Origin of the sequence: Pseudomonas sp. PDM19 (genome assembly GCF_014852215.1) — a bacterium.
GTDB lineage: Bacteria > Pseudomonadota > Gammaproteobacteria > Pseudomonadales > Pseudomonadaceae > Pseudomonas.
This window is the reverse complement of sequence record NZ_JACVBG010000003.1, coordinates 774,075-796,132: the sequence shown is the minus strand read 5'-3', so window position 1 is coordinate 796,132 and position 22,058 is coordinate 774,075. Positions and strand designations below refer to the sequence as shown.

The window sequence follows — 22,058 nt, the reverse complement described above, 5'->3', positions numbered from 1 at the left end:
GGACTCCGTCCGCGATGGTTTCAGGCGCGAGGCGGGCCAATCGCGGACGAAGTCCGCTCCTACACACGCCCCGCCATCAGTTCTTCTGCGCGCTCTTCACGTACAGCGCCTCGACCTGCTCCCGCGCCCACGGCGTGCGGCGCAGGAAGGTCAGGCTGGACTTGATGCTCGGGTCGTTCTTGAAGCAGCGCACGTCGATGCGCTTGGCCAGCCCGTCCCAGCCGTACTGCGCCACCAGCTGGTTGAGGATGGCTTCCAGGGTCACGCCATGCAGCGGGTTCTTCGGTTTGTCGTTCATCTTCGGTGCCGTCGTGGAGAATGCGCGGCACCTTACCATCAAGCATCAGCCACAGGCGATCAGGCCCGCAACCCGGCCACGCCCGCCACGATCAGGGCGACCGACGCCAGCTTGGTCAGGGTCAGCGCCTCGCCCAGCAGGACGAAGCCGAAGAACACCGTCCCCAGCGTGCCGATGGCCGTCCAGACCGGATAGGCGATGCTCACCGGCAACTGGCGCATCGCCAGGGTGAGGAAGAAGATCCCGCCGATCACCGCGACCACCGTCACCACGGTCGGCAGCGGTCGGGTGAAGCCCTCGGCGTACTTCATCGACACCGCGAACATCACCTCGAACACCGCCGCCACCATCAGCATCGCCCAGGCCATCACGCACGCGCCCACTCGCTCTCGGCGAGATCGGCCAGGGCCTGCTCGGCCTGTTGATAGGAAGCGCGGAAGGCTTCGGGATTGCCCTCCTCGCCCTCCGCGGCGATCACCTGCACGTCCTCTATGCCGAGGAAACCCAGCGCCACACGCAGCCAGGTATCGGCGTGGTTCATCCATTCCAGCTCGCCGCCCGGCCCCATGCCGGCGCCGCCGCGGCTGGTGACGATCAGCGCCTTGCGCCCCTTGAGCAGCGGTTCGTATTCCGCCTCGCCGTCCTTCAGGTGCAGGTCGAAGGTGCGGCCGATGCGGACGATCTGGTCGACCCAGGCCTTCAGCCCGCTGGGCACGCTGAAGTTGTACATGGGCGTGGAGATCACCAGCAGGTCGTGGGCGAGCAGTTCATTCACCAGCTCCTCGCTCAGCGCCAGCTCGGCCTGCAACTCGGCCGGGCGATGCTCTCGCTGCGGGTGGAAGGCGGCGGCGATGAAGCCTTCGCTGACGTGGGGCAGATCGGCACGGCCGACCTCGCGGCGGGTGAGTTGCGCCTGCGGCAGCGCCGAAAGAAAGCCCTCGGCCAGGCGACGGGAATGCGAGCGGTCGGCGCGGGGGCTGGCGTAAATGGCGAGAATCCTGTTCATCTGTCGATCCTTGCTGAAGGTGTACACTGCGGAAGTCCCGATTGGCCTCCTGTTGCCGCCTAAGCTATTTCCAGCCGTATTGCCGGACAACTGAGGGGATTTCCTTCCAGATGAATTCAACTCATCCATGGAGCGCACCATGTTCGCCAACCTGCCGCTTCCCGCCCTGCGCACCTTCGAATCCGCCGCGCGCCAGCTGAGCTTCAAGGCCGCCGCCCAGGAGCTCGCCGTCACGCCCACGGCGGTGTCCCACCAGGTGCGCGCGCTGGAGGAATGGCTGGGCCTGCCGCTGTTCGAGCGCCTGCCACGCCAGGTGCGCCTGACCGAAGCCGGTGAGCGGCTGTTCCGCAGCCTGCATGGCGCGCTACTGGAGGTATCGCAATCGGTGGACAGCCTGCGCCCGCAGCGCAGCGCCAGCAGCCTGACGATCTCCACCACCCCGGCCTTCGCCGCGCTGTGGCTGGTGCCGCGCCTGGGGCGCTTCTACGCGCGCTACCCGCACATCCGCCTGCGCCTGGACAGCCAGTGCGAACTGCTCGACCTGCAGCAGGACGCCAGCGTCGACCTGGCGATCCGCTACGGCTTCGGCGACTACCCGCGCATGCACAGCCAGTTCCTGCTGGCGGAGCGCTTCGCCGTCTATGGCGCGCCGGCACTGGTGGCCACCGCCGACGTGGAAGTACCGGAGATGATCAGCGTGCGCTGGCACAACTCCGAGCTCTACGAGCGCGGCTGGAAGGCCTGGTGCCAGGTGGCCGGCGAGCAATGCCTGCTGGCCCAGGCAGTGCAGCGCGAATACGACGAGGAGTTCTACGCCCTGCAGGCGGCGATCGCCGGGCAGGGACTGGTGCTGGCCAGCTCGCTATTGGTGTCCGAGAGCGTGGAGAAAGGCCTGCTGGCGCCCTACCGCCCCGACATCAACGTGCCCGGCGCCCGATACACCGCGCTCTGCGTACCGGGCCGCGAGCGTCACCCGCCGGTCCGCGCGTTCCTCGACTGGCTGGCCGAGGAAGCCGCGCAAGCCGCCGACCCGCTGATCGACAACGCTGCCTGAGCCTGCCGCTGCGCCCGCGCAGGGCGGCATTCGCCGTGCGCGATGGGCAACCCGTGGGTAGAATCAGGCCCGCCGCAACAACAATTCTTCTTTGCCAGGGACACGCCTTTCGCGTGATCCGCAGGCACGGCCTGAGCCCCACTTCACCTCAGGATTCCCATGACCACCGTGCAAGAAACCCGCTCCGGCAGTTGGCTGAACGTCATTGCCCTGGCCATCGCCGCCTTCATCTTCAACACCACCGAGTTCGTCCCGGTGGGCCTGCTCAGCGACATCGGCGCGAGCTTCGACATGCGGCCCGAACAGACCGGGCTGATGCTCACGCTCTACGCCTGGGTCGTGTCGCTGGCCTCGCTGCCGCTGATGCAGCTGACCCGCAACATGGAACGCCGGCGCCTGCTGGTGGTGATCTTCTGCCTGTTCATCGTCAGCCACGTGCTCTCGGGCTTCGCCTGGAACTTCACGGTGCTGATGATCAGCCGCTTCGGCATCGCCTTCGCCCACGCGGTGTTCTGGTCGATCACCGCGTCGCTCGCGGTGCGTGTGGCGCCGCCGGGCCAACAGGCGAAAGCCCTCGGCCTGCTGGCCACCGGGACCATCCTGGCGATGGTGCTGGGCATCCCGCTGGGCCGCGTGCTGGGCGAAGCGATGGGCTGGCGCACCACCTTCCTGGCGATTGCCGGCGTGTCGGTGGTCGTGGTGCTCTGGCTGGCCCGCGCGCTGCCGCTGCTGCCGAGCCAGAACTCCGGCTCGCTGCGCAGCCTGCCGCTGCTGTTGCGCCGCCCGGCGCTGGTGTCGATGTACGTACTCACCGTGCTGGTGATCACTGCGCAGTTCACCGCCTACAGCTACATCGAGCCGTTCGCCCGCGAGGTCGCCGCACTGGACAGCCACAAGACCACCCTGCTCCTGCTGCTGTTCGGCGGCGCCGGGATGTTCGGCTCGATCCTCTTCAGCCGCTACAGCGAGCGTTTCCCCCGCGCCTTCCCGTGCCTGGCCATCGCCGTGCTCGGCGGCTCGCTCCTGCTGCTGATGCCGCTGGCCCATTCGCCCACGGCATTGCTGGGGCTGAGCCTGTTCTGGGGCGCGGCGATCCTCTGCTTCGGCCTGGCGCTGCAGGCCAAGGTGCTGCAACTGGCCCATGACGCCACCGACGTGGCCATGGCGATGTTCTCCGGCCTGTACAACGTCGGCATCGGCGGCGGCGCGTTGCTGGGCAGCCGCGTGGCGGTAGGCATGGGGCTGGAGTGGATCGGCTACGTCGGCGGCGCGCTGGCGGTGGTCGGCCTGCTGCTGTGCCTGTTCGCCTGCTGGCGCTTTGCGGCGGCGATGAGCGGCGGGCACGCATCCAGCTGACACTCCAACGCTCCAGGGAGCTCCACCCATCCTACAAGAGCGCATCCGGTCAGCGCGAAGCACATCACCGGACACCCCAACGAAAAAGGCCGCGCCCCTCACGGAGCGCGGCCTTTTTCATTCAGCGAAGTCTCAGCGGCTGGTCACGGCAGTGCCGGTCGACTGAGTGGCTTCGGCGTATTCCGCCTCAGCTTCCTCGAAGCGCTGGATCATCGCCTTGGACGGCGCGGAGCCGAGCAGGCTGAAGACCACGATGGAAACGCTGGAGAGGATGAAGCCCGGGATGATCTCGTACAGGCCGAGCCAGCCGAACTGCTTCCAGACGATCACGGTGACCGCACCGACGATGATGCCGGCCAGCGCGCCGTTGCGGGTCATGCCCTTCCACAGCACGGAGAACAGCACCAGCGGACCGAAGGCGGCGCCGAAGCCGGCCCAGGCGTAGGACACCAGGCCCAGGACGCGGTTTTCCGGGTTGGCGGCCAGGGCGATGGACACCAGCGCCACCAGCAGCACCATGGCACGACCGACCCACACCAGCTCCAGCTGGCTGGCGTTCTTACGCAGGAAGGCCTTGTAGAAGTCTTCGGTCAGCGCCGAGGAGCACACCAGCAGCTGGCAGCTCAGGGTGCTCATCACCGCGGCGAGGATGGCGGACAGCAGGATGCCGGCGATCCACGGGTTGAAGAGGATCTTCGCCAGCTCGATGAAGATGCGCTCGTGGTTCTCGCCCACGGCGCCAGCCTGCTCCGGGTGCGCCTGGAAGTAGGCGATGCCGAAGAAGCCGACGGCCACGGCGCCGCCCAGGCAGAGGATCATCCAGGCCATGGAGATGCGGCGGGCAGCCGGGATCGACTTCACCGAATCAGCGGCCATGAAACGCGCCAGGATGTGCGGCTGGCCGAAGTAGCCCAGGCCCCAGGCCATCAGCGACAGTACGCCGACGAAGGAAGCGCCCTTGAACATGTCGAAGTTGGCGGCGTCCTTCAGCTCGATGGCGGCGAAGGCCGGGTCGATACCGCCGGTGGCGAGCAGCACGAAGATCGGCGTGAGGATCAGCGCGAAGATCATCAGCGAAGCCTGCACGGTGTCGGTCCAGCTCACCGCCAGGAAGCCACCGACGAAGGTGTAGGCGATGGTCGCGGCGGCACCGGCCCACAGGGCGGTCTCGTAGGACATGCCGAAGGTGCTTTCGAACAGGCGGGCGCCGGCGACGATGCCGGAGGCGCAGTAGATGGTGAAGAACACCAGGATCACCAGCGCGGAGATGACGCGCAGGATGCGGCTGTTGTCCTCGAAGCGGGTGCTGAAATAGTCCGGCAGCGTCAGGGCGTTGCCGTTGTGCTCGGTGTGCACACGCAGGCGACCGGCGACGAACAGCCAGTTCAGGTAGGCGCCGCAGATCAGGCCAATGGCGATCCAGCTTTCCGAGATGCCCGACAGGTAGATGGCACCCGGCAGCCCCATCAGCAGCCAGCCGCTCATGTCCGAGGCACCGGCCGACAGCGCGGTGACGAAGCTGCCGAGGCTGCGGCCACCGAGGATGTAGTCGGAGAAGTTGTTGGTCGAACGATAGGCAGCCAGGCCGATCAGAACCATGGCCGCGATGTAGATCACGAAGGTGATCAGTGTTGGCGTGTTGACGCTCATGGGGACTCCCCTACAGCTTGTTTTTATCCGGGACCGCGGGGTATCGCGGCCCCTTGACTGGCAGCCGGCGTGGTTGACGCCGACCGGTTAGCGCTTGCTCACAGGCAAACCGGGTTGCGCGTGGCACCAAACCGGCACCGAACCGCTACGCATCCCGACGCAGGCACGCCCTCGTCCTTGCTGGCGTCTTCCTGCAGCCACCGTCTCACCACGGCGACCTCCGTCCCGCCTTCGCCGGTAAGCGAGGTGCGGGCCGTTTCCCGGGCTGGGCCCGGTGATCCATCAGGCGCCGGAACGGGCGCCAACACTGCGGCAATACCTGGCGCGCCGTCCCGTGGACGGGCAGCACTGCTTGCCGGAGCGATTCGAAACTGGGTTCACGCGCGCATGGAGGTGCGGCAGGGGGTAGCCGGTGCGCGAGGGCGCGGATTGTACAGAAAGCATCGGAGCGAATGGCGCCGCTGGTCCGAGGGCGGACGGCGCAGGACCACGGGCGGGCGCTGCGGGCCGGGCCGTGGAGGGAGTGGCGCAGCCAGGTGCAGGCGCGCTACAGGCAAAGACAAAACCGGTGATGGGCATGCTGCCCCTCCCGCGTATCGAGCTGGCTGTTGTTCTTGGCTTGACCGGGTTGCACCTTGGAGCACCAGCAACGCGGTGGGCGGACTCTATGGGTTGCACCCAACGAATTTCTTGCTGAAAGCTCTGGAGTTCTTGCAAAAGACTCCAGCACCCAAAGGTCGGCAGCTGACCGTTCGATCAGCAATCCAGGACGCGCAGGCTAGCGGATTCAGCAGCGGCGCAGGCTGCCTGGGGTCAAGCCGAGGTATCGGCGCATCGCGGTGGTCAGCGCGCTCTGGCTGGAGAAGCCGCATTCGCCGGCCACGCCGACCAACGGCAGGTCGGTTTCCCGCAGCAGGCGCGCGGCGCGGTCGAGCCGCTGGCGCAGCAGGTACTGGTGCGGCGTGAGGCCGACGCGATCCTTGAACTGCGCATGGAAGTGACTGGGGCTCAGGCAGGCGACCTGGGCCAGTTCAGCCACGGTGATGCGCCGGGACAGGTGATCGCCGATATAGCCGTCCAGCCGCTCCAGGTCCAGCGGCCCGCTGCGCGGCGCACGGTCTTCGCCGAACAGGCGCAGGTGCAGCGCGCGCAGCAGCACGCCGCCCAGGGCACGGGCGAGCAATGGGTCATCGCCGTAGCGGGCGATCTCCGCGCCGGCGTAGCTGAGCAGGTGCTGGAAGTCCGCATCCAGGGTCGGGTAGCGCGGCACCTCGAACAAACGCGCCAGCAGCTCGCGATCCTGCTCGCCGGTGCCGGCCTCGTTCAGATCGAGGATCAGCATGCGGTTGTCGCCGAGCCCGGCGAACTCGTGAGCGACATCCCCCGGCACCAGGCAGGCGCGCATCCGGCAGACCTCGCCACCGGCGCCGCCGATCTCGAATTCCGCGCGGCCGCTCAGGGCCAACACCAACTGGTGATGGCCATGGGCGTGCTGGTCGGTCTGGTCGGACAGCGTGGCGAGGCGGGTATCGAACATGGCGCTGGACTGATCAAATTTTGAGCATGGTACGGGATTCGACCGGGCCTGCCCAGCGCACAGGTGCAACCGGGCGCAACTCCAGGGGCTCGCAAGCACTAAAGCATCTAAGCCGGAAAATCTTGCTAACCGACAGATATGTTATGTTATAACAAATAACGCATTCCCATTTCCCCTCCTCCGCCGCCTGGCGCATCCCTGACCACGAGGGAGGGGTTCGCTTTGCCAGAAGAAAAACCAGGAGTTCGTCATGCCCCCATCCCTTCCCCGTCCGCGCTGGCGTCTAGCACCGTTGGGCCTCGCCCTGTGCGCCGGCGCCCCCTCGCTGGCCGATGCCGCCCCCACCGAACTGGAGCCCCAGGTGATCACCGCCAACCCGCTGGGTGATGCCTCCCCAGCCGCCCCCAGCAGCGTCCTGCGGGGCGACGAGCTGACCCTGCGGCAGAAAGGCAGCCTGGGTGAAACCCTCAATGGCACGCCGGGCGTGTCCTCCACCTGGTTCGGCCCCGGCGCCAGCCGCCCGGTGATCCGCGGCATGGACGGCGACCGCATCCGCCTGCTGCGCAATGGCGTGGGCGCGCTGGACGCCTCGTCGCTGTCTTACGACCACGCCGTGCCGGAAGACCCCAACGTGGTCGAGCGCATCGAAGTGGTGCGCGGCCCAGCCGCCCTGCTCTACGGCGGCAATGCCATCGGCGGCGTGGTCAACAGCTTCGACAACCGCATCCCCAGCGAACCGGTGGACGGCATCCACGGCCAGGGCGAGCTGCGCTACGGCGGCTCGGACACCACCCGCAGCGCCGCCGGCGCGCTGGAAGCCGGCGACGGCAACTTCGCCCTGCACCTGGACGCCGGCTCCCGCGAGTTCAATGACCTGCGCATCCCCGGCTACGCCCATTCGGCACGTCAACGCCAGATCGATGGCGATGACGCGAAGCACCGCGTGAACAACAGCGACGGGCGCCAGGACAGCGGCGCCATCGGCGGCAGCTACCACTGGGATCACGGCTATGCCGGCCTGTCCTACAGCGGCTACGACAGCAACTACGGCTCGCCCGCCGAAGACGACGTGCGCCTGAAGATGCAGCAGGACCGCTACGCCTTCGCCTCGGAAATCCGCGACCTCGACGGTCCTTTCAGCTCGGTGAAGCTGGACGCCGCCTACACCGAGTACCAGCACAAGGAAATCGAGGACGGCGAGACCGGCACCACCTTCAAGAACGATGGCTACGAGGCTCGCATCGAGGCGCGGCACAAGCCCTTCGGCCCGCTGGATGGCGTGGTCGGCGCGCAGGTCACCAACAGCCGCTTCTCCGCGCTGGGGGAAGAAGCCTTCGTGCCGCACACAGAGACCGACAGCGCCGCGCTGTTCTTCCTGGAGAACTGGCAGGCCAGCGAGCGCCTGGCGCTGAACCTGGGCGGCCGCGTCGAGCACACGCGCATCGAGCCCAACGCCAAGGACAACGAGCGCTTCGCCGAGAACGACGGCTCGCGCAGTTTCACCGCCGGCAGCCTGTCCACCGGTGCCGTCTACAAGCTGACGCCGATCTGGTCGCTGGCCGGCACCCTGGCCTACACCGAACGCGCACCGACCTTCTACGAGCTGTACGCCAACGGCGCCCACGCCGCCACCGGCACCTTCGAAGTGGGCGACGCCGACGCGAGCAAGGAAAAGGCCGTTTCCACCGACCTAGCCCTGCGCTTCGACAGCGAACGCCACAAGGGCAGCGTCGGCGTGTTCTACAGCCGCTTCTCCAACTACATCGGCCTGCTGGCCAGCGGGCGCTACCGCGACGAGGAAGGCGCAGTGGTGGATGCCGGCGACGACGAGGCACTGCCCGAGTACCTCTACAGCGGCGTGAAGGCGGACTTCTACGGCGTCGAGGCGCAGGACCGCATCCACCTGGCGGACAGCCCCTACGGCCGCTTCGACCTGGAGCTTTCCGGCGACTACACCCGCGCCAAGAACAAGGACACCGGCGAAGCCCTGCCACGCATCGCCCCACTGCGCCTGAACAGCGCGCTGCTGTGGGAACTGCAGCAATGGCAGGCACGGGTCGGCGTGGAATACGCCGCCGACCAGAACCGCGTTCCGGAGAACGAGCTGCGCACCGACGGCTACACCACCCTCGGCGCCAGCGTCGGCTACCGCTTCGACCTGGGCGACAGCCGCTGGCTGGCCTTCGTCAAGGGCGAGAACCTGACCAACCAGACCGTGCGCTACGCCAGCTCCATCCTGCGCGACAGCGTGCCCGCCGGCGGGCGCGGTATCCAGGCGGGGGTGAAAGTGGCTTTCTGATTTCCTAGAGCTGACGCCCGGCGTAATCCCGGGCGAACTGCGCGGCGATCCGCCCGGACCGCGACCCGCGATGGGTGGCCCAGCGGATCGCCGCCTGCTCCCACTCTTCCTGCCGCAAGCCGCCCAGACCGTGGGACTCGAGCCAGCGGGCGACTGCCTCCAGGTACTGCTCCTGGCTGAAGGCGTAGAAAGATATCCACAGGCCGAATCGCTCGGAGAGCGAGATTTTCTCTTCCACCGCCTCGCCAGGGTGCAACTCGCCACTCTCGCTGCGCTGGAACGACAGGTTGTCCTCGGCGCGCTCGGCCAGCAGGTGGCGACGGTTGGACGTCGCGTAGATCAGCACGTTGCCGGACTGCCCCGCCACCGAACCGTCGAGCACGGTCTTCAGACCCTTGTAGCCGGTCTCGCCGTCCTCGAAGGACAGGTCGTCGCAGAACAGGATGAAGCGCTCCCGGCGGTGGCGCAGCAGGTCGATGATCTGCGGCAGGTCGGCCAGGTGCTCCTTGTCGACTTCGATCAGACGCAACCCTTCGGCATGGAAGGCATGCAGGCAGGCCTTCACCAGCGAACTCTTGCCGGTGCCGCGCGCGCCGGTCAGCAGCACGTTGTTCGCCGGGCGGCCGGACACGAACTGACGGGTGTTCTGCTCGATCAGCGCCTTATGCCGGTCGACGTTGCGCAGGTCGTCGAAGCCGATCAGCGCCGGCTCGATCACCGGCGTCAGGCGCGGCTGGCCCTGGCGGTATTCCCAGAGGTGAGCGATGGCGCCCTCCTGCAGCGCCAGCTCGGGGCGCGCGGGCAGAGATTGTTCGAGCAACCGGGCGATACGGGCCAGTTGTTCGGCGATAACGGACATGTCGGTCATGGCGGGATCATCGATGCAGATGGGGACTGTTCAGCAGCCTAACGATGGCGGAAAGTGGTCGTCTAACGACAAACAGGCATCCAGATGCGAAAAAAGGACATTTCAGCCCAACCGCTGGAAAACCACGGCGACGAACGGGCCGCCAGCCCGGTGGCGGCCGTCGCCCTGGACTTCCCCGATGGGCATCAGGTGCCTGCGCACAGCCATCACCGCGCGCAACTGCTCTACGCCGTGCGCGGCGTGCTGGTGGTGGGCAGCGCCAGTGGCCAGTGGGTGGTGCCGGACAACCGCGGCCTGTGGATACCCGGCGGCGTGGAACACTGGACGCGCATGGTCGGCGACGTGCAGGTGCGTACTCTTTATGTGGAGCCGGGCAGCGCGCCGCACCTGCCAGCGGACTGCTGCGTGCTGGCGGTCTCGCCGCTGCTGAGGGAACTGATCCTGGCGGCGCTGTCGATCAGTGGCGAGGTCACCCCGGACTCGCGCGACGGCCGCGTGCTGGGCCTGATGCTCGATGAACTGCGTGAAGACCCGATGCTGCCGCTACACCTGCCGCTGCCCGCCCATCCGCGCCTGCGCGCATTGTGCCAGGCCATCCGGGCCCAGCCCGGCGACAGCGCCAGTCTTACCGACTGGGCCGCCCGGCTGAATGTCGACAGCAAGACGGTACAACGCTGGTTCTTCCGCGAAACCGGGCTGACCTTCGGCCAATGGCGGCAACAGGCACGGCTTCTGGCCGCACTGGAGCGCCTGGCCCTGGGCGAAAGCGTGCTGAGCGTGGCGCTGGAAGTGGGCTACAGCACGCCCAGCGCCTTCAGCGCCATGTTCAGCCGCCAGTTCGGCCGGCCGCCCAGCGATTTCCTGCGGCCACGCCCGCTAATCCGCTCGTAAGCTTCGTTCACACACAATCGGCCGCAACATCTCCGGACACATCCTTCCAAGCAATGGGATTGAAACCCCGAGCCGGTTTCCCCATCTAGACTGTCATGTTCAATCAGTCAGGTGCCTCATGAGCGACCACGACGAGATTCACGATATCCATAGCGCCGAAGAGGTCAGCAACACCGGGCTGGTGTTGCCGGGGCAGAACCTGCCGACCACGGTCTACGTCATTCCGATCCACAACCGCCCGTTCTTCCCCGCGCAGGTGCTGCCGGTGATCGTCAACGAGGAGCCGTGGGCCGAGACGCTGGAGCTGGTCGCCAAGACCGAGCACCACAGCCTGGCGCTGTTCTTCATGGAGAACCCGCCGGAAGACCCGCGCCACTTCGACCCGGACAGCCTGCCCGAGCACGGCACCCTGGTGCGCGTGCACCACGCCAGCCGCGAGGGCGGCAAGCTGCAGTTCGTCGCCCAGGGCCTGTCGCGCGTGCGCATCCGCGGCTGGATCAAGCGCCACCGCCCGCCCTTCCTGGTGGAGGTGGAGTACCCGCACACCCCCAACGACCCGAGCGACGAGGTGAAGGCCTACGGCATGGCCCTGATCAACGCGATCAAGGAACTGCTGCCGCTCAACCCGCTGTACAGCGAAGAGCTGAAGAACTACCTCAACCGCTTCAACCCCAACGATCCGTCGCCGCTGACCGACTTCGCCGCCGCGCTGACCACCGCGCCGGGCGCCGAGCTGCAGGGCGTGCTGGACACCGTGCCGATGCTCAAGCGCATGGAGAAGGTGCTGCCGCTGCTGCGCAAGGAAGTGGAAGTCGCGCGCCTGCAGAAGGAGCTGTCCGCCGAGGTCAACCGCAAGATCGGCGAGCGCCAGCGCGAGTTCTTCCTGCAGGAACAGCTGAAGATCATCCAGCAGGAACTGGGCATCACCAAGGACGACAAGAGCGCCGACTCCGACGAATTCCGCGCGCGCCTGGAAGGCAAGACCCTGCCCGAGCAGGCGAAGAAGCGCATCGATGAAGAGCTGAACAAGCTGTCGATCCTGGAGACCGGCTCGCCGGAATACGCCGTCACGCGCAATTACCTCGACTGGGCGACCTCGGTGCCGTGGGGCCTGATGGGCGTCGACAAGCTCGATCTCAAGCACGCGCGCAAGGTCCTCGACCGCCACCATTCCGGGCTTGAAGACGTGAAGGACCGCATCCTCGAATTCCTCGCGGTCGGCACCTTCAAGGGCGAGATCGCCGGCTCCATCGTGCTGCTGGTGGGCCCGCCCGGCGTGGGCAAGACCAGCATCGGCAAGTCCATCGCCGAGAGCCTGGGGCGGCCGTTCTATCGTTTCAGCGTCGGTGGCATGCGCGACGAGGCCGAGATCAAGGGCCACCGCCGCACCTACATCGGCGCCCTGCCCGGCAAGCTGGTGCAGGCGCTGAAGGACGTCGAGGTGATGAACCCGGTGATCATGCTCGACGAGATCGACAAGCTCGGCAGCAGCTACCAGGGCGACCCCGCCTCGGCGCTGCTGGAGACGCTCGATCCGGAGCAGAACGTGGAGTTCCTCGACCACTACCTGGACCTGCGCCTGGACCTGTCCAAGGTGCTGTTCGTCTGCACCGCCAACACCCTGGATTCCATCCCCGGCCCGCTGCTGGACCGCATGGAAGTCATCCGCCTGTCCGGCTACATCGCCGAGGAGAAGCTGGCCATCGCCAAGCGTCACCTGTGGCCCAAGCAGCTGGAAAAGGCCGGCGTGCCGAAGAACCGCCTGTCGATCAACGACGCAGCTCTGCGCGCGGTGATCGAGGGCTACGCCCGCGAAGCCGGCGTGCGCCAGCTGGAGAAAGTCCTCGGCAAGCTGGTACGCAAGTCGGTGATGAAGCTGCTGGATGACCCGGATTCGGTGGTGAAGATCGGCGCCAAGGACCTCGAGGAATACCTCGGCATGCCGGTGTTCCGCACCGAGCAGGTGCTCTCCGGCACCGGCGTCATCACCGGCCTTGCCTGGACCAGCATGGGCGGCGCGACCCTGCCCATCGAGGCGACGCGCATCCACACGTTGAACCGCGGCTTCAAGCTCACCGGGCAACTGGGCGACGTGATGAAGGAGTCAGCGGAGATCGCCTACAGCTACATCAGCTCGAACCTGAAGAAGTACGGTGGCGAATCGACCTTCTTCGACCAGGCCTTCGTCCACCTGCACGTACCCGAGGGCGCCACGCCCAAGGACGGCCCCAGCGCCGGCGTGACCATGGCCAGCGCCCTGCTGTCCCTGGCGCGCAACCAGGCGCCGAAGAAGGGCGTCGCCATGACCGGCGAGCTGACCCTCACCGGCCAGGTGCTGCCCATTGGCGGGGTGCGCGAGAAGGTCATCGCGGCGCGCCGGCAGAAGATCTTCGAGCTGATCCTGCCCGAGCCCAACCGTGGCGACTTCGAAGAACTGCCGGAGTACCTGAAGGAAGGCCTGACGGTGCATTTCGCCAGGCGCTTCGGCGATGTGGCGAAGGTGCTGTTCCCGGCCTGATGGCCCGAGGCCCGCTCCTATGAGGAGCGGGCTCTACTCCCTCCCGCAGGTTTACCCTCCCTTTTTTCAACTCTCTCGCTTGGTGGCGGCGCACTCTGCCGCCGCATCCGGCAAGCACAGACGTAGGATGGGTGGAGCTTGCGATACCCATGCTGTCGCTTCGGCGGAATCGATGGGTATCGCTGCGCTCCACGCCATCCTACATTCGTGCTCCGTCGTGATTTCGGCGTGGTTGTGGAATTCTGGTCGCAGGCAAGGTCCATGCAATCCTCGCGCAGAAATTCACTGCCATCGGTGAGTTCCCGACATCCGCGCCCACGCATACGCCCCCCGCGAAACATCCCCTGCCCACATGATTGCGGTATCCTGCGGCCCAACCTGTCCCCTCCCAGGAGCCGTCATGCCGTCGTACCGCTCGTTGCTGCCCCTCACCCTGGCCCTGCTCGCCGGCTGCGCCGGGCAGACCAAACCCGTGGTCACCCTGGAAGACGCCAGCGACTGCAAACCGCTGAAGCTGCACACCGGCCAGGAGCTGGTGCTGATCCTGCCGAGCAACCCCACCACCGGTTTCCGCTGGGAACTGCGCAACGCCGCCAACGGCCTGCTGCGCGCCCTCGGCCCGGAGGTCTACAGCAACCCGGAAGACGCAGGGCTGGTCGGCAGCGCCGGCGAATCCACCTGGCGCTTCCGCGTGACCGCCGCCGGCGAGGACAAGCTGGAACTGGCCTACCGCCGCCCCTGGGAGGCGGAAGTGGCACCGGCGCAGACTTTCGTCTGCCCGATCAGCGTCAAGTAAAGCGCAGTCGACAGGACGCCCCCGGCGCCATAAGCCGCTCGCCCTGGCGCCTTCGGCCTGTGGGCCGGGCACCGTGCTGCGGCACAGTGGGCGTTCATTTCCTCGGGAGGGAACCCCATGCGCTGGGCACTCTTGGCACTGATCGGCGGTGCCGCCTACCTGTTCGCCGTCACCTTCGACCTGCCGACCCTGCGCATGCTGTGCAAGCCGCTGCCGGTGCTGGCCATGCTGTTGTGGATTCTCGCCACGCCCGCCGACGGCTATCGCCACTGGGTCGCCATCGGCCTGGTGCTTTCGATGCTCGGCGACGTCCTGCTGGAATGGCCGATCAACGCCTTCGTTCCCGGCCTCGCCGCCTTCCTGCTGGCACACCTCGCCTACCTGGTCGCCTACCTGGGCGATACCCGCCGCTTAGCCCCGCTCGGACTGCTGGTCGCAGGCGGCGTGGGTGGCTGCCTGTTCGCCCTGCTCTACAGCCGCGGCCTGGGTCCGCTGCTGCTGCCGATTGCGCTGTACAGCCTGACCATCAGCGCCATGCTCTGGCGCGCCATTGCCCGCCTTGGCGTACCCAGCATCGCCAATGCCAGCCGGGTGTTTGCCGCCCTCGGCGCACTGCTGTTCGTCAGCTCCGATTCGATGATCGGCATCAGCCGCTTCGTCGCTGCTTTCGACGGCTCCTCCTACGCCATCATGCTCACCTACTGGCTCGGCCAGTTCGGTATTGCCGCGTCCGTCACATCCCGTCATATCGCTCTGCCATACTCGGAAGGACACTCCACTTCCCGGGCCTGACATGCTGCGAATCGCTTCACCGCTGCTGCTCCTCTGTTCGGCGCTGGCCAGCGCCGAACCCCTGCGCCTGGCCGGCGACGACTGGTGCCCTTACCTCTGCCCTGACGATCCGGACAAGCCCGGCTACCTGCTCGAAGCCCTCGGCCGGGTGCTGCCGCAACCACCCCGCTTCGAGCCGCTGCCCTGGCCTCGCGCCCTGCAGATGGCCCGCGAAGGGCTCGTGGATGGCGTGGTCGGCGCCTACAGCGAAGAGTCCGCGGAACTGCTGATCGGCAAAGAGCCCATCGGCTGGGTGACCATGCGTTTCTACGTGCGCCAGGACAATCCCTGGACCTGGAAGGGGCCTGCCTCGCTGAGCAGCCAGTCCATCGGGCTGGCTCAGGGCTATTCCTACGGCAAGGAGCTGGACGACTGGCGCGACGAGCACCTGGCCAACCATGAACAGGTGCAGGTGCTCAGCGGCGAGAAGGTGCTCGAACGCAACATCCAGAAGCTGCTGCTCGGGCGCATCACGGTGCTGCTCGAGGACAGCCAGATCGTCGAGCACTACCTGCAGCGCCACGGCCTCTCGGAGCGCATTCAAGCGGCCGGCGAGCTCGCCGATAAACGTCCTATGTACGTCGCGCTCAACCCGCGCCTGGAAGGCGTGCAGGAGCGCCTGGCCGACCTCGACGAGGGCCTGCGCGAGCTGCGCCGCAACGACCAGTGGAAACCCCTGATGCAGGGTTACGGCATCGCCGTTGACTAGTCCTGCGAAGGCGTGAGAAAAGTCCGGCAGAGCCCTCTGTCATCGGCTATAGATCAATCAATAAGAGACTGGGAAAAGGGGAGCTCCATGCGTGCAGTAGTTCGCTCCATGTTGTTGCTGGGAGCCTGCCTGACACTCTCGGCCTGTGGCAGTCTGTTGCCCAGCGAACGCGCGGAAGTGCAGTCACCATTCCTGGATTACCAGGATGCACAGAGCCGCTACAACCAGGTCGATCCTGGCAAGACCACCAAGTCTCAGCTCTACGCGCTGGGCTTCGATCCGCTGTCCCAGGGCAACGCCAAGATGCTTTCGTTCATCGATGTGCGCCTGCTCTTCGTGCAGCCCAACATCCCCATCGACTACCTGCCCGACGGCCTGGTGACCTGCCTGCAGGCCAAGGACCGCTGCGTCGGCTACGCCTTCGACTTCAACAAGACCGACAGCCAGCGCGTGGGCAGCTTCTGGGCCGACATCTTCAACTTCCGCAAGCGCCGCCAGGTGCAGGGCTGGTCGTTCCGCCCGGTGTTCGTGCTGATCGACGACGTGGTGGTGCACAAGACCAGCAACGGCGAGCCGAACATCCGCCGCATGGAAGACAAGAAGAACCCCCTCGGCCCACTGCAGGGCGCCGGCGAATACTTCTCCGACCAGCTCAAGTGACCCTCGTCCGCTAACGGTTGGGCGCACCTCGCGCCTCGGCTACAATGCGCGCCCCGGCAAACCGGGCGCGCCGCGCCTGGTTGCCTGTTCAGCGTAACGAGGCCCCATCCAGCGTGAGCGAATCCGACCGCATCTTCGCCCAGCCGCAAACCCAGGTTCCCGACTTCACCTTCAACGAGGACGTGGTGCGCGTCTTCCCGGACATGATCAAGCGATCGGTGCCGGGCTACCCCACCATCGTCGAGAACATCGGCGTGCTCGGCGCGCGCTTCGCCGCCCCGCACAGCGTGCTCTACGACCTCGGCTGCTCGCTGGGCGCCGTGACCCAGGCGCTGCGCCGCCACGTGAAGACCGAAGGCTGCCGCGTCATCGGCGTCGACAACTCCGCCCCGATGATCGAGCGCTGCGGCGAATACCTGCGCGCCCAGGACGCCATGCACCAGGAACTGCTGCCGGTCGAGCTGATCGAGGCGGACATCCTCAAGCTGGACCTCAAGCCCTGCTCGCTGATCGCGCTGAACTTCACCCTGCAGTTCATCGCCCCCGAACAACGCCTGGAACTGCTCACCCGCCTGCACAGCGCCCTGCTGCCCGGCGGCGCGCTGATCCTCTCGGAAAAACTGCGTTTCGCCGACGAGCAGGAGCACGAGCTGCTCACCGACCTGCACATCGACTTCAAGCGCGCCAATGGCTACAGCGAACTGGAAATCGCCCAGAAACGCACCGCCATCGAGAACGTCATGCGCCCCGACACCCTGGATACCCACCGCGAGCGCCTGCTGGCCGCCGGTTTCTCCAAGGTCGTGCCCTGGTTCCAGTGCCTCAACTTCGCCTCCCTGATTGCCCTGCCATGATCGAACGCTTCGACCTCGACCGCCTGCGCCTTGAACTGGCCGGCACGCCACTGGAATCCTGGGCCGCCTCGCTGCCCGCGCAACTGGCCAGCAAGGTCGACGATGGCCACGGCGATCTCGAACGCTGGCTGGCCGCAGTGGATCGCCTGCCGCCGCTGCAAGCTGCCGCCGTCGAGCTGCGCGAGCGCTTCAACCTCGAAGGCACCTGCGACGAGGACACCCGCGCGCAGCTCAAGCTCGCCCTGCAAGGGCTGATCCCGTGGCGCAAGGGGCCGTTCAACCTGTTCGGCGTGCACATCGATACCGAATGGCGCTCGGACTGGAAATGGGAGCGCGTCTCGCCGCACATCGACCTGGCGGGCAAGCGTGTCCTCGATGTTGGCTGCGGCAACGGCTACTACCAGTGGCGCATGCTCGGCGCCGGCGCGCGCAGCGTGGTCGGCGTGGACCCGAACTGGCTGTTCTTCTGCCAGTTCCTCGCCATGAAGCGCTACCTGCCGGATCTGCCGGCCTGGCACCTGCCCTTCGCCCTGGAAGACCTGCCCGAGAAACTGGAAGGCTTCGACACCGTGTTCTCCATGGGCGTGCTCTACCACCGCCGCTCGCCCATCGACCACCTGCTGGCGCTCAAGGACTGCCTGCGCCGTGGCGGCGAGCTGGTGCTGGAAACCCTGGTGGTGGAAGGCGATGTGAACACCGTGCTGGTGCCCGAGGACCGCTACGCGCAGATGCGCAACGTGTGGTTCCTGCCCTCGGTGCCGGCGCTGCAGCTGTGGCTGCGCCGCGCAGGGTTCACCGACGTACGCAGCGTGGACATCAGCCGCACCTCGGTGGAAGAGCAGCGCGCCACCGAGTGGATGCGTTACCAGTCGCTGCCGGACTTCCTCGATCCGGACGACCACAGCCGCACCCTCGAAGGCCTGCCGGCGCCCATGCGCGCCACGCTGGTAGCGCGCAAGCCCTGAGCGCTGCCCAGGTCGAATTAGAACGTAGGGCGCGTAACGCCCGAGGCGTTATCCGCCGTGGTGGCGGATAACCCGTTCCGGGTTATGCGCCCTACGGCTTCCAATCAGGTAGCGATCAGCGGTTGGCTGCCGCCACGATCAGCGCCTTCATCTCGGCAACCGCCTGCTTGAAGCCCACGAACAGCGCATGGGCGACGATGGCGTGGCCGATGTTCAGCTCGTTGATCCCGGCGATGGCCGCTACCGGCTCGGCATTGTGGTAATGCAGACCGTGGCCGGCATTGACGATCAGGCCATGGGAAAGACCGAACTCCACACCATCGCGGATGCGCGCCAGCTCATGGGCACCTTCGGCCGGGCTGTGGGCATCGGCGTAACGACCGGTGTGCAGTTCGACGGCGGGGGCGCCAACACGTGCCGAAGCCTCGATCTGGCGCTGGTCCGGGTCGATGAACAGCGACACCTCGCAGCCTGCGGCCGCCAGGCGCTGCACCGCTTCGCGGATGCGCGCTTCCTGGCCGGCGACGTCCAGGCCACCCTCGGTGGTCAGCTCCTGGCGGGTCTCCGGGACCAGGCAGACATGGGCAGGGCGGATGATCTCGGCGAACTTCATCATCTCCTCGGTGACGCCCATCTCGAAGTTCATGCGGGTCTGCAGCACTTCGGCGAGCACGCGCACGTCGCGGTCCTGGATGTGCCGGCGATCTTCGCGCAGGTGCACAGTGATACCGTCGGCGCCGGCTTCCTCGGCGTCCAGCGCGGCTTTCACCGGGTCGGGATAACGGGTGCCGCGGGCCTGGCGCAGGGTGGCGACGTGGTCGATGTTCACGCCGAGCAGAATACGGTTGGCTTCAGTCACGGGAGTTGTCCTTGCGATTCATGAAGAGCTCGCGGCTGACCAGCGGTCGGCCGCCAAGATGGGGTGCCAGGGCCTGGCGCATCAGGCGCTTGGCTGCTGCCAGGGCGCCGGGGGCGCTCCAGTCGGCTTCGGCCATGGCCAGCAGGTCGGCACCGTGGAACAGCCCCGGCTGCAGGCTACCGACCGGCTCGAGGCCCGCGTCGGGCAGCAGGCGGTAGAGACCATCGGGCGCCACAGCCTGGCCGACGATATCGGTGTCCAGGGAAAAACCATAGCCCAGGTCATCCAGCAGCCGCCATTCGAACGAGCGCAGCAGCGGCTCCAGCGGACTGCCAGCGGCCAGCAGCGGCAGGGTCGCTCGGTAGTGCTCGAACAGCGCGGGATGCGGGTCTTCGGCCGGCAGCAGGCGGATCATCAGCTCGTTCAGGTACAGGCCGCTGAACAGCGCTTCGCCACTGAGCAGGTTGGGGATGCCATTGGGTTCCAGGCGCACGACATTCTTCAGATCGCTGCGCCCGCGGAATTCGGCTTCCAGCGGTACGAACGGTCGCGCCAGCGCTCCAGCCTTGCCCCGCGCGCCACGCAGGACGGCACGCAGACGCCCCTGCGGGGTGAAGAAATCCACCAGCGCGCTGGTTTCCTTGTAGGGGCGGCTGTGCAGGACGAAGGCAGCTTGGGCAATAGAAGCGAGGCTCATGGCGCTGCGCCTGGAATGGGAGTCGGGAGGCGGGCGCGCTCAGGCGCCCGAGGGAGGCGCCCCGCGAATCCTCGCGGGGCACTGAAGGTCAGAGGTCGCCGTAGCCCAGCGAACGCAGTGCGCGCTCGTCGTCGGACCAGCCGCCTTTCACTTTCACCCAGAGGTTGAGCATGACCTTGGAGTCGAACAGCACCTCCATGTCCTTGCGGGCGTTCTGGCCGATGCTTTTGATGCGATCACCCTTGTCACCGATGATGATCTTCTTCTGGCCATCGCGCTCCACGAGGATCAGCGCGTGGATGTGCAGGATCGGACCGTCCTGCTTGAACTCTTCGATCTCCACGGCAACCTGGTACGGCAGCTCGGCGCCCAGTTGGCGCATGATCTTCTCGCGCACCAGTTCGGCGGCGAGGAAGCGGCTGCTGCGGTCGGTGATCTGGTCTTCCGGGAAGAAGTGGTCATTCTCCGGCAGGCGCTCGGCCACCAGGCCTTCGAGCACATCGAGGTTCTGCCCGTGCTGGGCGGAAATCGGCACGACTTCGGCGTTGGGCAGTTGCTCGGCCAGCCACTGCAGATGCGGCAGCAGCTCGCCCTTGTCTTCCATGCGGTCGACCTTGTTCACCGCCAGCAGGACCGGGCAGCTCACGTACTTGACCTTGTCGTAGACCATCTGGTCTTCGTCGGTCCAGCGGTTGCGGTCGACAACGAAGATCACCACGTCGACGTCCTTCAGCGCGGCGCTGGCCGAACGGTTCATGTAGCGGTTCAGCGCCTTGTCGTTGTCCTTGTGCAGGCCAGGGGTGTCGACATACACAGCCTGCACGTCACCCTCGGTCTTGATGCCCAGCAGGGTATGGCGAGTGGTCTGCGGCTTGCGCGAGGTGATCGCCAGCTTCTGCCCGAGGATGTGGTTGAGCAGGGTCGACTTGCCGACGTTGGGGCGGCCGACGATGGCGACGTAACCGCAACGAACGGCTCCTGCTTCATCATGCTCGGATGGGTCGTGCTGGTCTTGCTCGTGCTCACTCATGGCCATTCTCCACGCCCAGGGCTGCCAGTGCGGCGGCGGCTGCCACCTGCTCGGCGATGCGGCGACTGCCGCCGTGACCGTGGGTCTTGTCGTTCAGCAGGGCCACCTCGCACTCCACGAAGAAAGTGCGGCAATGCGGTTCGCCCTGGATATCCACCACGTCGTAACGCGGCAATTCGCACCCACGGGACTGCAGGAACTCCTGCAGGCGGGTCTTGGGGTCCTTGTTGGTATCCACCGGGGTCAGCTCGCGCAATTGCGGGCCAAGCCAGTCCATGATCCGCTCACGGGCGGAATCCATGCCGGTGTCCAGATAGATGGCGCCAATCAGCGCCTCCATGGCGTCAGCCAGGATCGACTCGCGGCGATAACCGCCGCTCTTCAGCTCGCCCGAGCCCAGTCGCAGGTAATCCCCGATCTCGAAACCGCGGGCCAGCAGGGCCAGGGTCTCGCCCTTCACCAGTCGCGCGCGCAGGCGCGACAGCTGGCCTTCGCGGGCCTGGGGAAAGTGGGTGAACAGGGCTTCGCCGATGACGAAGTTGAGGATGGCGTCACCGAGGAACTCCAGGCGCTCGTTGTTGCGCCCGGCGAAACTGCGATGGGTCAGCGCCAGGACCATCAGGTCCTGGTCGCGGAAGGTGTAGCCAAGCTTGCGCTCGAGTCGATCCAGACTGTTGTTACTCACGGCATTCGTACACGGAATTCTTTGTCAAATTTGACCACCAGGTCGATGTTCTGTACCAGTGGCTCGCGTTTTTCGTATTTCAGGTGGGCGCGGAATTCGTTGTTCTCGAGTTTCACGTCCAGCGCGTCATCCAGCTTGAGGTCGCGGATGTTGTTGAGCATCAGTGCCTTGTCCACATAGGAGTAGAACTCCGGAACAGTGCGCACTTCGGCGGCCTTGTCGGTCTCAACCGAGGTGATGGCCTTCTCGATGGCGTAATAGTCCAGGTAATGCGGAATGATCTTGAACGCGGCACTGGCCAGGAACGCCACGACGGCGAGCACCACCAGCCAACCCAGCAACGACATTCCCTTCTGCGAACGTGCGTACGTCATATCGACCTCATGTCGGTATCTTTCTTATTTGCCCGCCAACCACGGCGGGTCCAAGTGAAGCGGGGCCGCCTCGCTCCCCGCGTGCAGCCCCGCCCTTTTCCAGCACCGATCCAGCCCTGCA

At 66.4% G+C, this 22,058-nt stretch carries 22 protein-coding genes; 11 read left to right on the top strand and 11 right to left on the bottom strand.

Annotation, left to right across the window (positions count from 1 at the left end):
- Window positions 1-76: 76 nt before the first annotated feature.
- Genes IB273_RS19570 through IB273_RS19560 form a run of 3 tightly spaced genes read right to left on the bottom strand, consistent with a single transcriptional unit; the run spans window position 77 to window position 1,304 of the window.
- Entirely contained in the window at window positions 77-298 is a 222-nt protein-coding gene (locus tag IB273_RS19570) for a VF530 family DNA-binding protein (RefSeq protein WP_192224814.1), read from the bottom strand.
- Window positions 299-357: 59 nt separating this feature from the next.
- A complete protein-coding gene (locus tag IB273_RS19565) occupies window positions 358-666 on the bottom strand; it encodes a DMT family transporter (protein ID WP_081517654.1) in 309 nt (102 codons plus the stop codon).
- Window positions 666-1,304 (bottom strand): FMN-dependent NADH-azoreductase, encoded by a 639-nt coding sequence (locus IB273_RS19560; protein WP_192224813.1) that lies wholly within the window; start codon window positions 1,302-1,304, stop codon window positions 666-668. The genes IB273_RS19565 and IB273_RS19560 overlap by 1 nt, the downstream gene beginning before the upstream one ends.
- Window positions 1,305-1,443: 139 nt before the next feature.
- Here IB273_RS19560 and IB273_RS19555 point away from each other — a divergent pair, with 139 nt between their 5' ends.
- Entirely contained in the window at window positions 1,444-2,358 is a 915-nt protein-coding gene (locus IB273_RS19555) for a LysR substrate-binding domain-containing protein (RefSeq protein WP_192224812.1), read from the top strand.
- 159 nt (window positions 2,359-2,517) lie between these two features.
- Complete coding sequence (locus tag IB273_RS19550) at window positions 2,518-3,714, top strand: sugar transporter (RefSeq protein ID WP_192210029.1); 1,197 nt, start codon at window positions 2,518-2,520, stop codon at window positions 3,712-3,714.
- Between the two features lie 132 nt (window positions 3,715-3,846).
- On the opposite strand, the gene putP is transcribed toward IB273_RS19550, so the two are convergent.
- Together putP and IB273_RS19540 are read right to left on the bottom strand one after the other, a co-directional pair.
- Window positions 3,847-5,364 (bottom strand): sodium/proline symporter PutP, encoded by a 1,518-nt coding sequence (gene putP, locus IB273_RS19545; RefSeq protein WP_151186139.1) that lies wholly within the window; start codon window positions 5,362-5,364, stop codon window positions 3,847-3,849.
- Window positions 5,365-6,151: 787 nt separating this feature from the next.
- Entirely contained in the window at window positions 6,152-6,901 is a 750-nt protein-coding gene (locus IB273_RS19540) for a helix-turn-helix transcriptional regulator (protein ID WP_081517649.1), read from the bottom strand.
- Window positions 6,902-7,151: 250 nt separating this feature from the next.
- Between IB273_RS19540 and IB273_RS19535 the strand changes: the two genes are divergently transcribed.
- Window positions 7,152-9,200 carry a TonB-dependent receptor gene (locus tag IB273_RS19535; RefSeq protein WP_192224811.1) on the top strand — a complete coding sequence of 683 codons (2,049 nt, stop codon included), beginning with the start codon at window positions 7,152-7,154 and terminating at the stop codon, window positions 9,198-9,200.
- A 4-nt stretch (window positions 9,201-9,204) separates the two neighbouring features.
- Here the strand turns inward: IB273_RS19535 and IB273_RS19530 are convergent, their stop codons facing one another.
- Window positions 9,205-10,068, bottom strand: a complete 864-nt coding sequence (locus IB273_RS19530) for an ATP-binding protein (RefSeq protein ID WP_192224810.1) — start codon at window positions 10,066-10,068, stop codon at window positions 9,205-9,207.
- A gap of 84 nt (window positions 10,069-10,152) precedes the next feature.
- On the opposite strand from IB273_RS19530, the gene IB273_RS19525 reads away from it, so the two are divergent.
- The 8 genes from IB273_RS19525 to cmoB all read left to right on the top strand — a co-directional run bounded on the left by IB273_RS19525 (window position 10,153) and on the right by cmoB (window position 18,292).
- Window positions 10,153-10,959 (top strand): AraC family transcriptional regulator, encoded by an 807-nt coding sequence (locus IB273_RS19525; RefSeq protein WP_192224809.1) that lies wholly within the window; start codon window positions 10,153-10,155, stop codon window positions 10,957-10,959.
- 118 nt (window positions 10,960-11,077) lie between these two features.
- A complete protein-coding gene (gene lon, locus IB273_RS19520; RefSeq protein WP_192224808.1) occupies window positions 11,078-13,477 on the top strand; it encodes an endopeptidase La in 2,400 nt (799 codons plus the stop codon).
- Window positions 13,478-13,877: 400 nt separating this feature from the next.
- Entirely contained in the window at window positions 13,878-14,273 is a 396-nt protein-coding gene (locus IB273_RS19515) for a protease inhibitor I42 family protein (protein WP_081517644.1), read from the top strand.
- A gap of 117 nt (window positions 14,274-14,390) precedes the next feature.
- Window positions 14,391-15,065: a lysoplasmalogenase gene (locus IB273_RS19510; protein WP_151186135.1), complete on the top strand. Its 675-nt coding sequence runs from the start codon at window positions 14,391-14,393 to the stop codon at window positions 15,063-15,065.
- A gap of 1 nt (window position 15,066) precedes the next feature.
- Window positions 15,067-15,813 carry a substrate-binding periplasmic protein gene (locus IB273_RS19505; RefSeq protein ID WP_151186134.1) on the top strand — a complete coding sequence of 249 codons (747 nt, stop codon included), beginning with the start codon at window positions 15,067-15,069 and terminating at the stop codon, window positions 15,811-15,813.
- A gap of 87 nt (window positions 15,814-15,900) precedes the next feature.
- Window positions 15,901-16,473 (top strand): hypothetical protein, encoded by a 573-nt coding sequence (locus IB273_RS19500; RefSeq protein WP_081517641.1) that lies wholly within the window; start codon window positions 15,901-15,903, stop codon window positions 16,471-16,473.
- Window positions 16,474-16,586: 113 nt separating this feature from the next.
- Window positions 16,587-17,327: a carboxy-S-adenosyl-L-methionine synthase CmoA gene (gene cmoA, locus IB273_RS19495; protein ID WP_081517640.1), complete on the top strand. Its 741-nt coding sequence runs from the start codon at window positions 16,587-16,589 to the stop codon at window positions 17,325-17,327.
- Window positions 17,324-18,292 (top strand): tRNA 5-methoxyuridine(34)/uridine 5-oxyacetic acid(34) synthase CmoB, encoded by a 969-nt coding sequence (gene cmoB / locus IB273_RS19490; RefSeq protein WP_192224807.1) that lies wholly within the window; start codon window positions 17,324-17,326, stop codon window positions 18,290-18,292. Before cmoA ends, cmoB begins: the two co-directional genes overlap by 4 nt.
- 115 nt (window positions 18,293-18,407) lie before the next feature.
- On the opposite strand, the gene pdxJ is transcribed toward cmoB, so the two are convergent.
- The 5 genes from pdxJ to IB273_RS19465 all read right to left on the bottom strand — a co-directional run bounded on the left by pdxJ (window position 18,408) and on the right by IB273_RS19465 (window position 21,937).
- Window positions 18,408-19,151: a pyridoxine 5'-phosphate synthase gene (gene pdxJ, locus IB273_RS19485; protein WP_081517638.1), complete on the bottom strand. Its 744-nt coding sequence runs from the start codon at window positions 19,149-19,151 to the stop codon at window positions 18,408-18,410.
- Complete coding sequence (gene recO / locus IB273_RS19480) at window positions 19,144-19,848, bottom strand: DNA repair protein RecO (protein WP_081517637.1); 705 nt, start codon at window positions 19,846-19,848, stop codon at window positions 19,144-19,146. Before recO ends, pdxJ begins: the two co-directional genes overlap by 8 nt.
- 88 nt (window positions 19,849-19,936) lie before the next feature.
- On the bottom strand, window positions 19,937-20,878 hold the full coding sequence (gene era, locus IB273_RS19475; protein ID WP_081517636.1) for a GTPase Era: 942 nt from the start codon (window positions 20,876-20,878) through the stop codon (window positions 19,937-19,939).
- Window positions 20,871-21,563: a ribonuclease III gene (rnc, locus tag IB273_RS19470; protein ID WP_017517395.1), complete on the bottom strand. Its 693-nt coding sequence runs from the start codon at window positions 21,561-21,563 to the stop codon at window positions 20,871-20,873. Before rnc ends, era begins: the two co-directional genes overlap by 8 nt.
- Window positions 21,560-21,937, bottom strand: a complete 378-nt coding sequence (locus tag IB273_RS19465; RefSeq protein ID WP_081517635.1) for a DUF4845 domain-containing protein — start codon at window positions 21,935-21,937, stop codon at window positions 21,560-21,562. The genes rnc and IB273_RS19465 overlap by 4 nt, the downstream gene beginning before the upstream one ends.
- Between the last annotated feature and the right edge of the window lie 121 nt (window positions 21,938-22,058).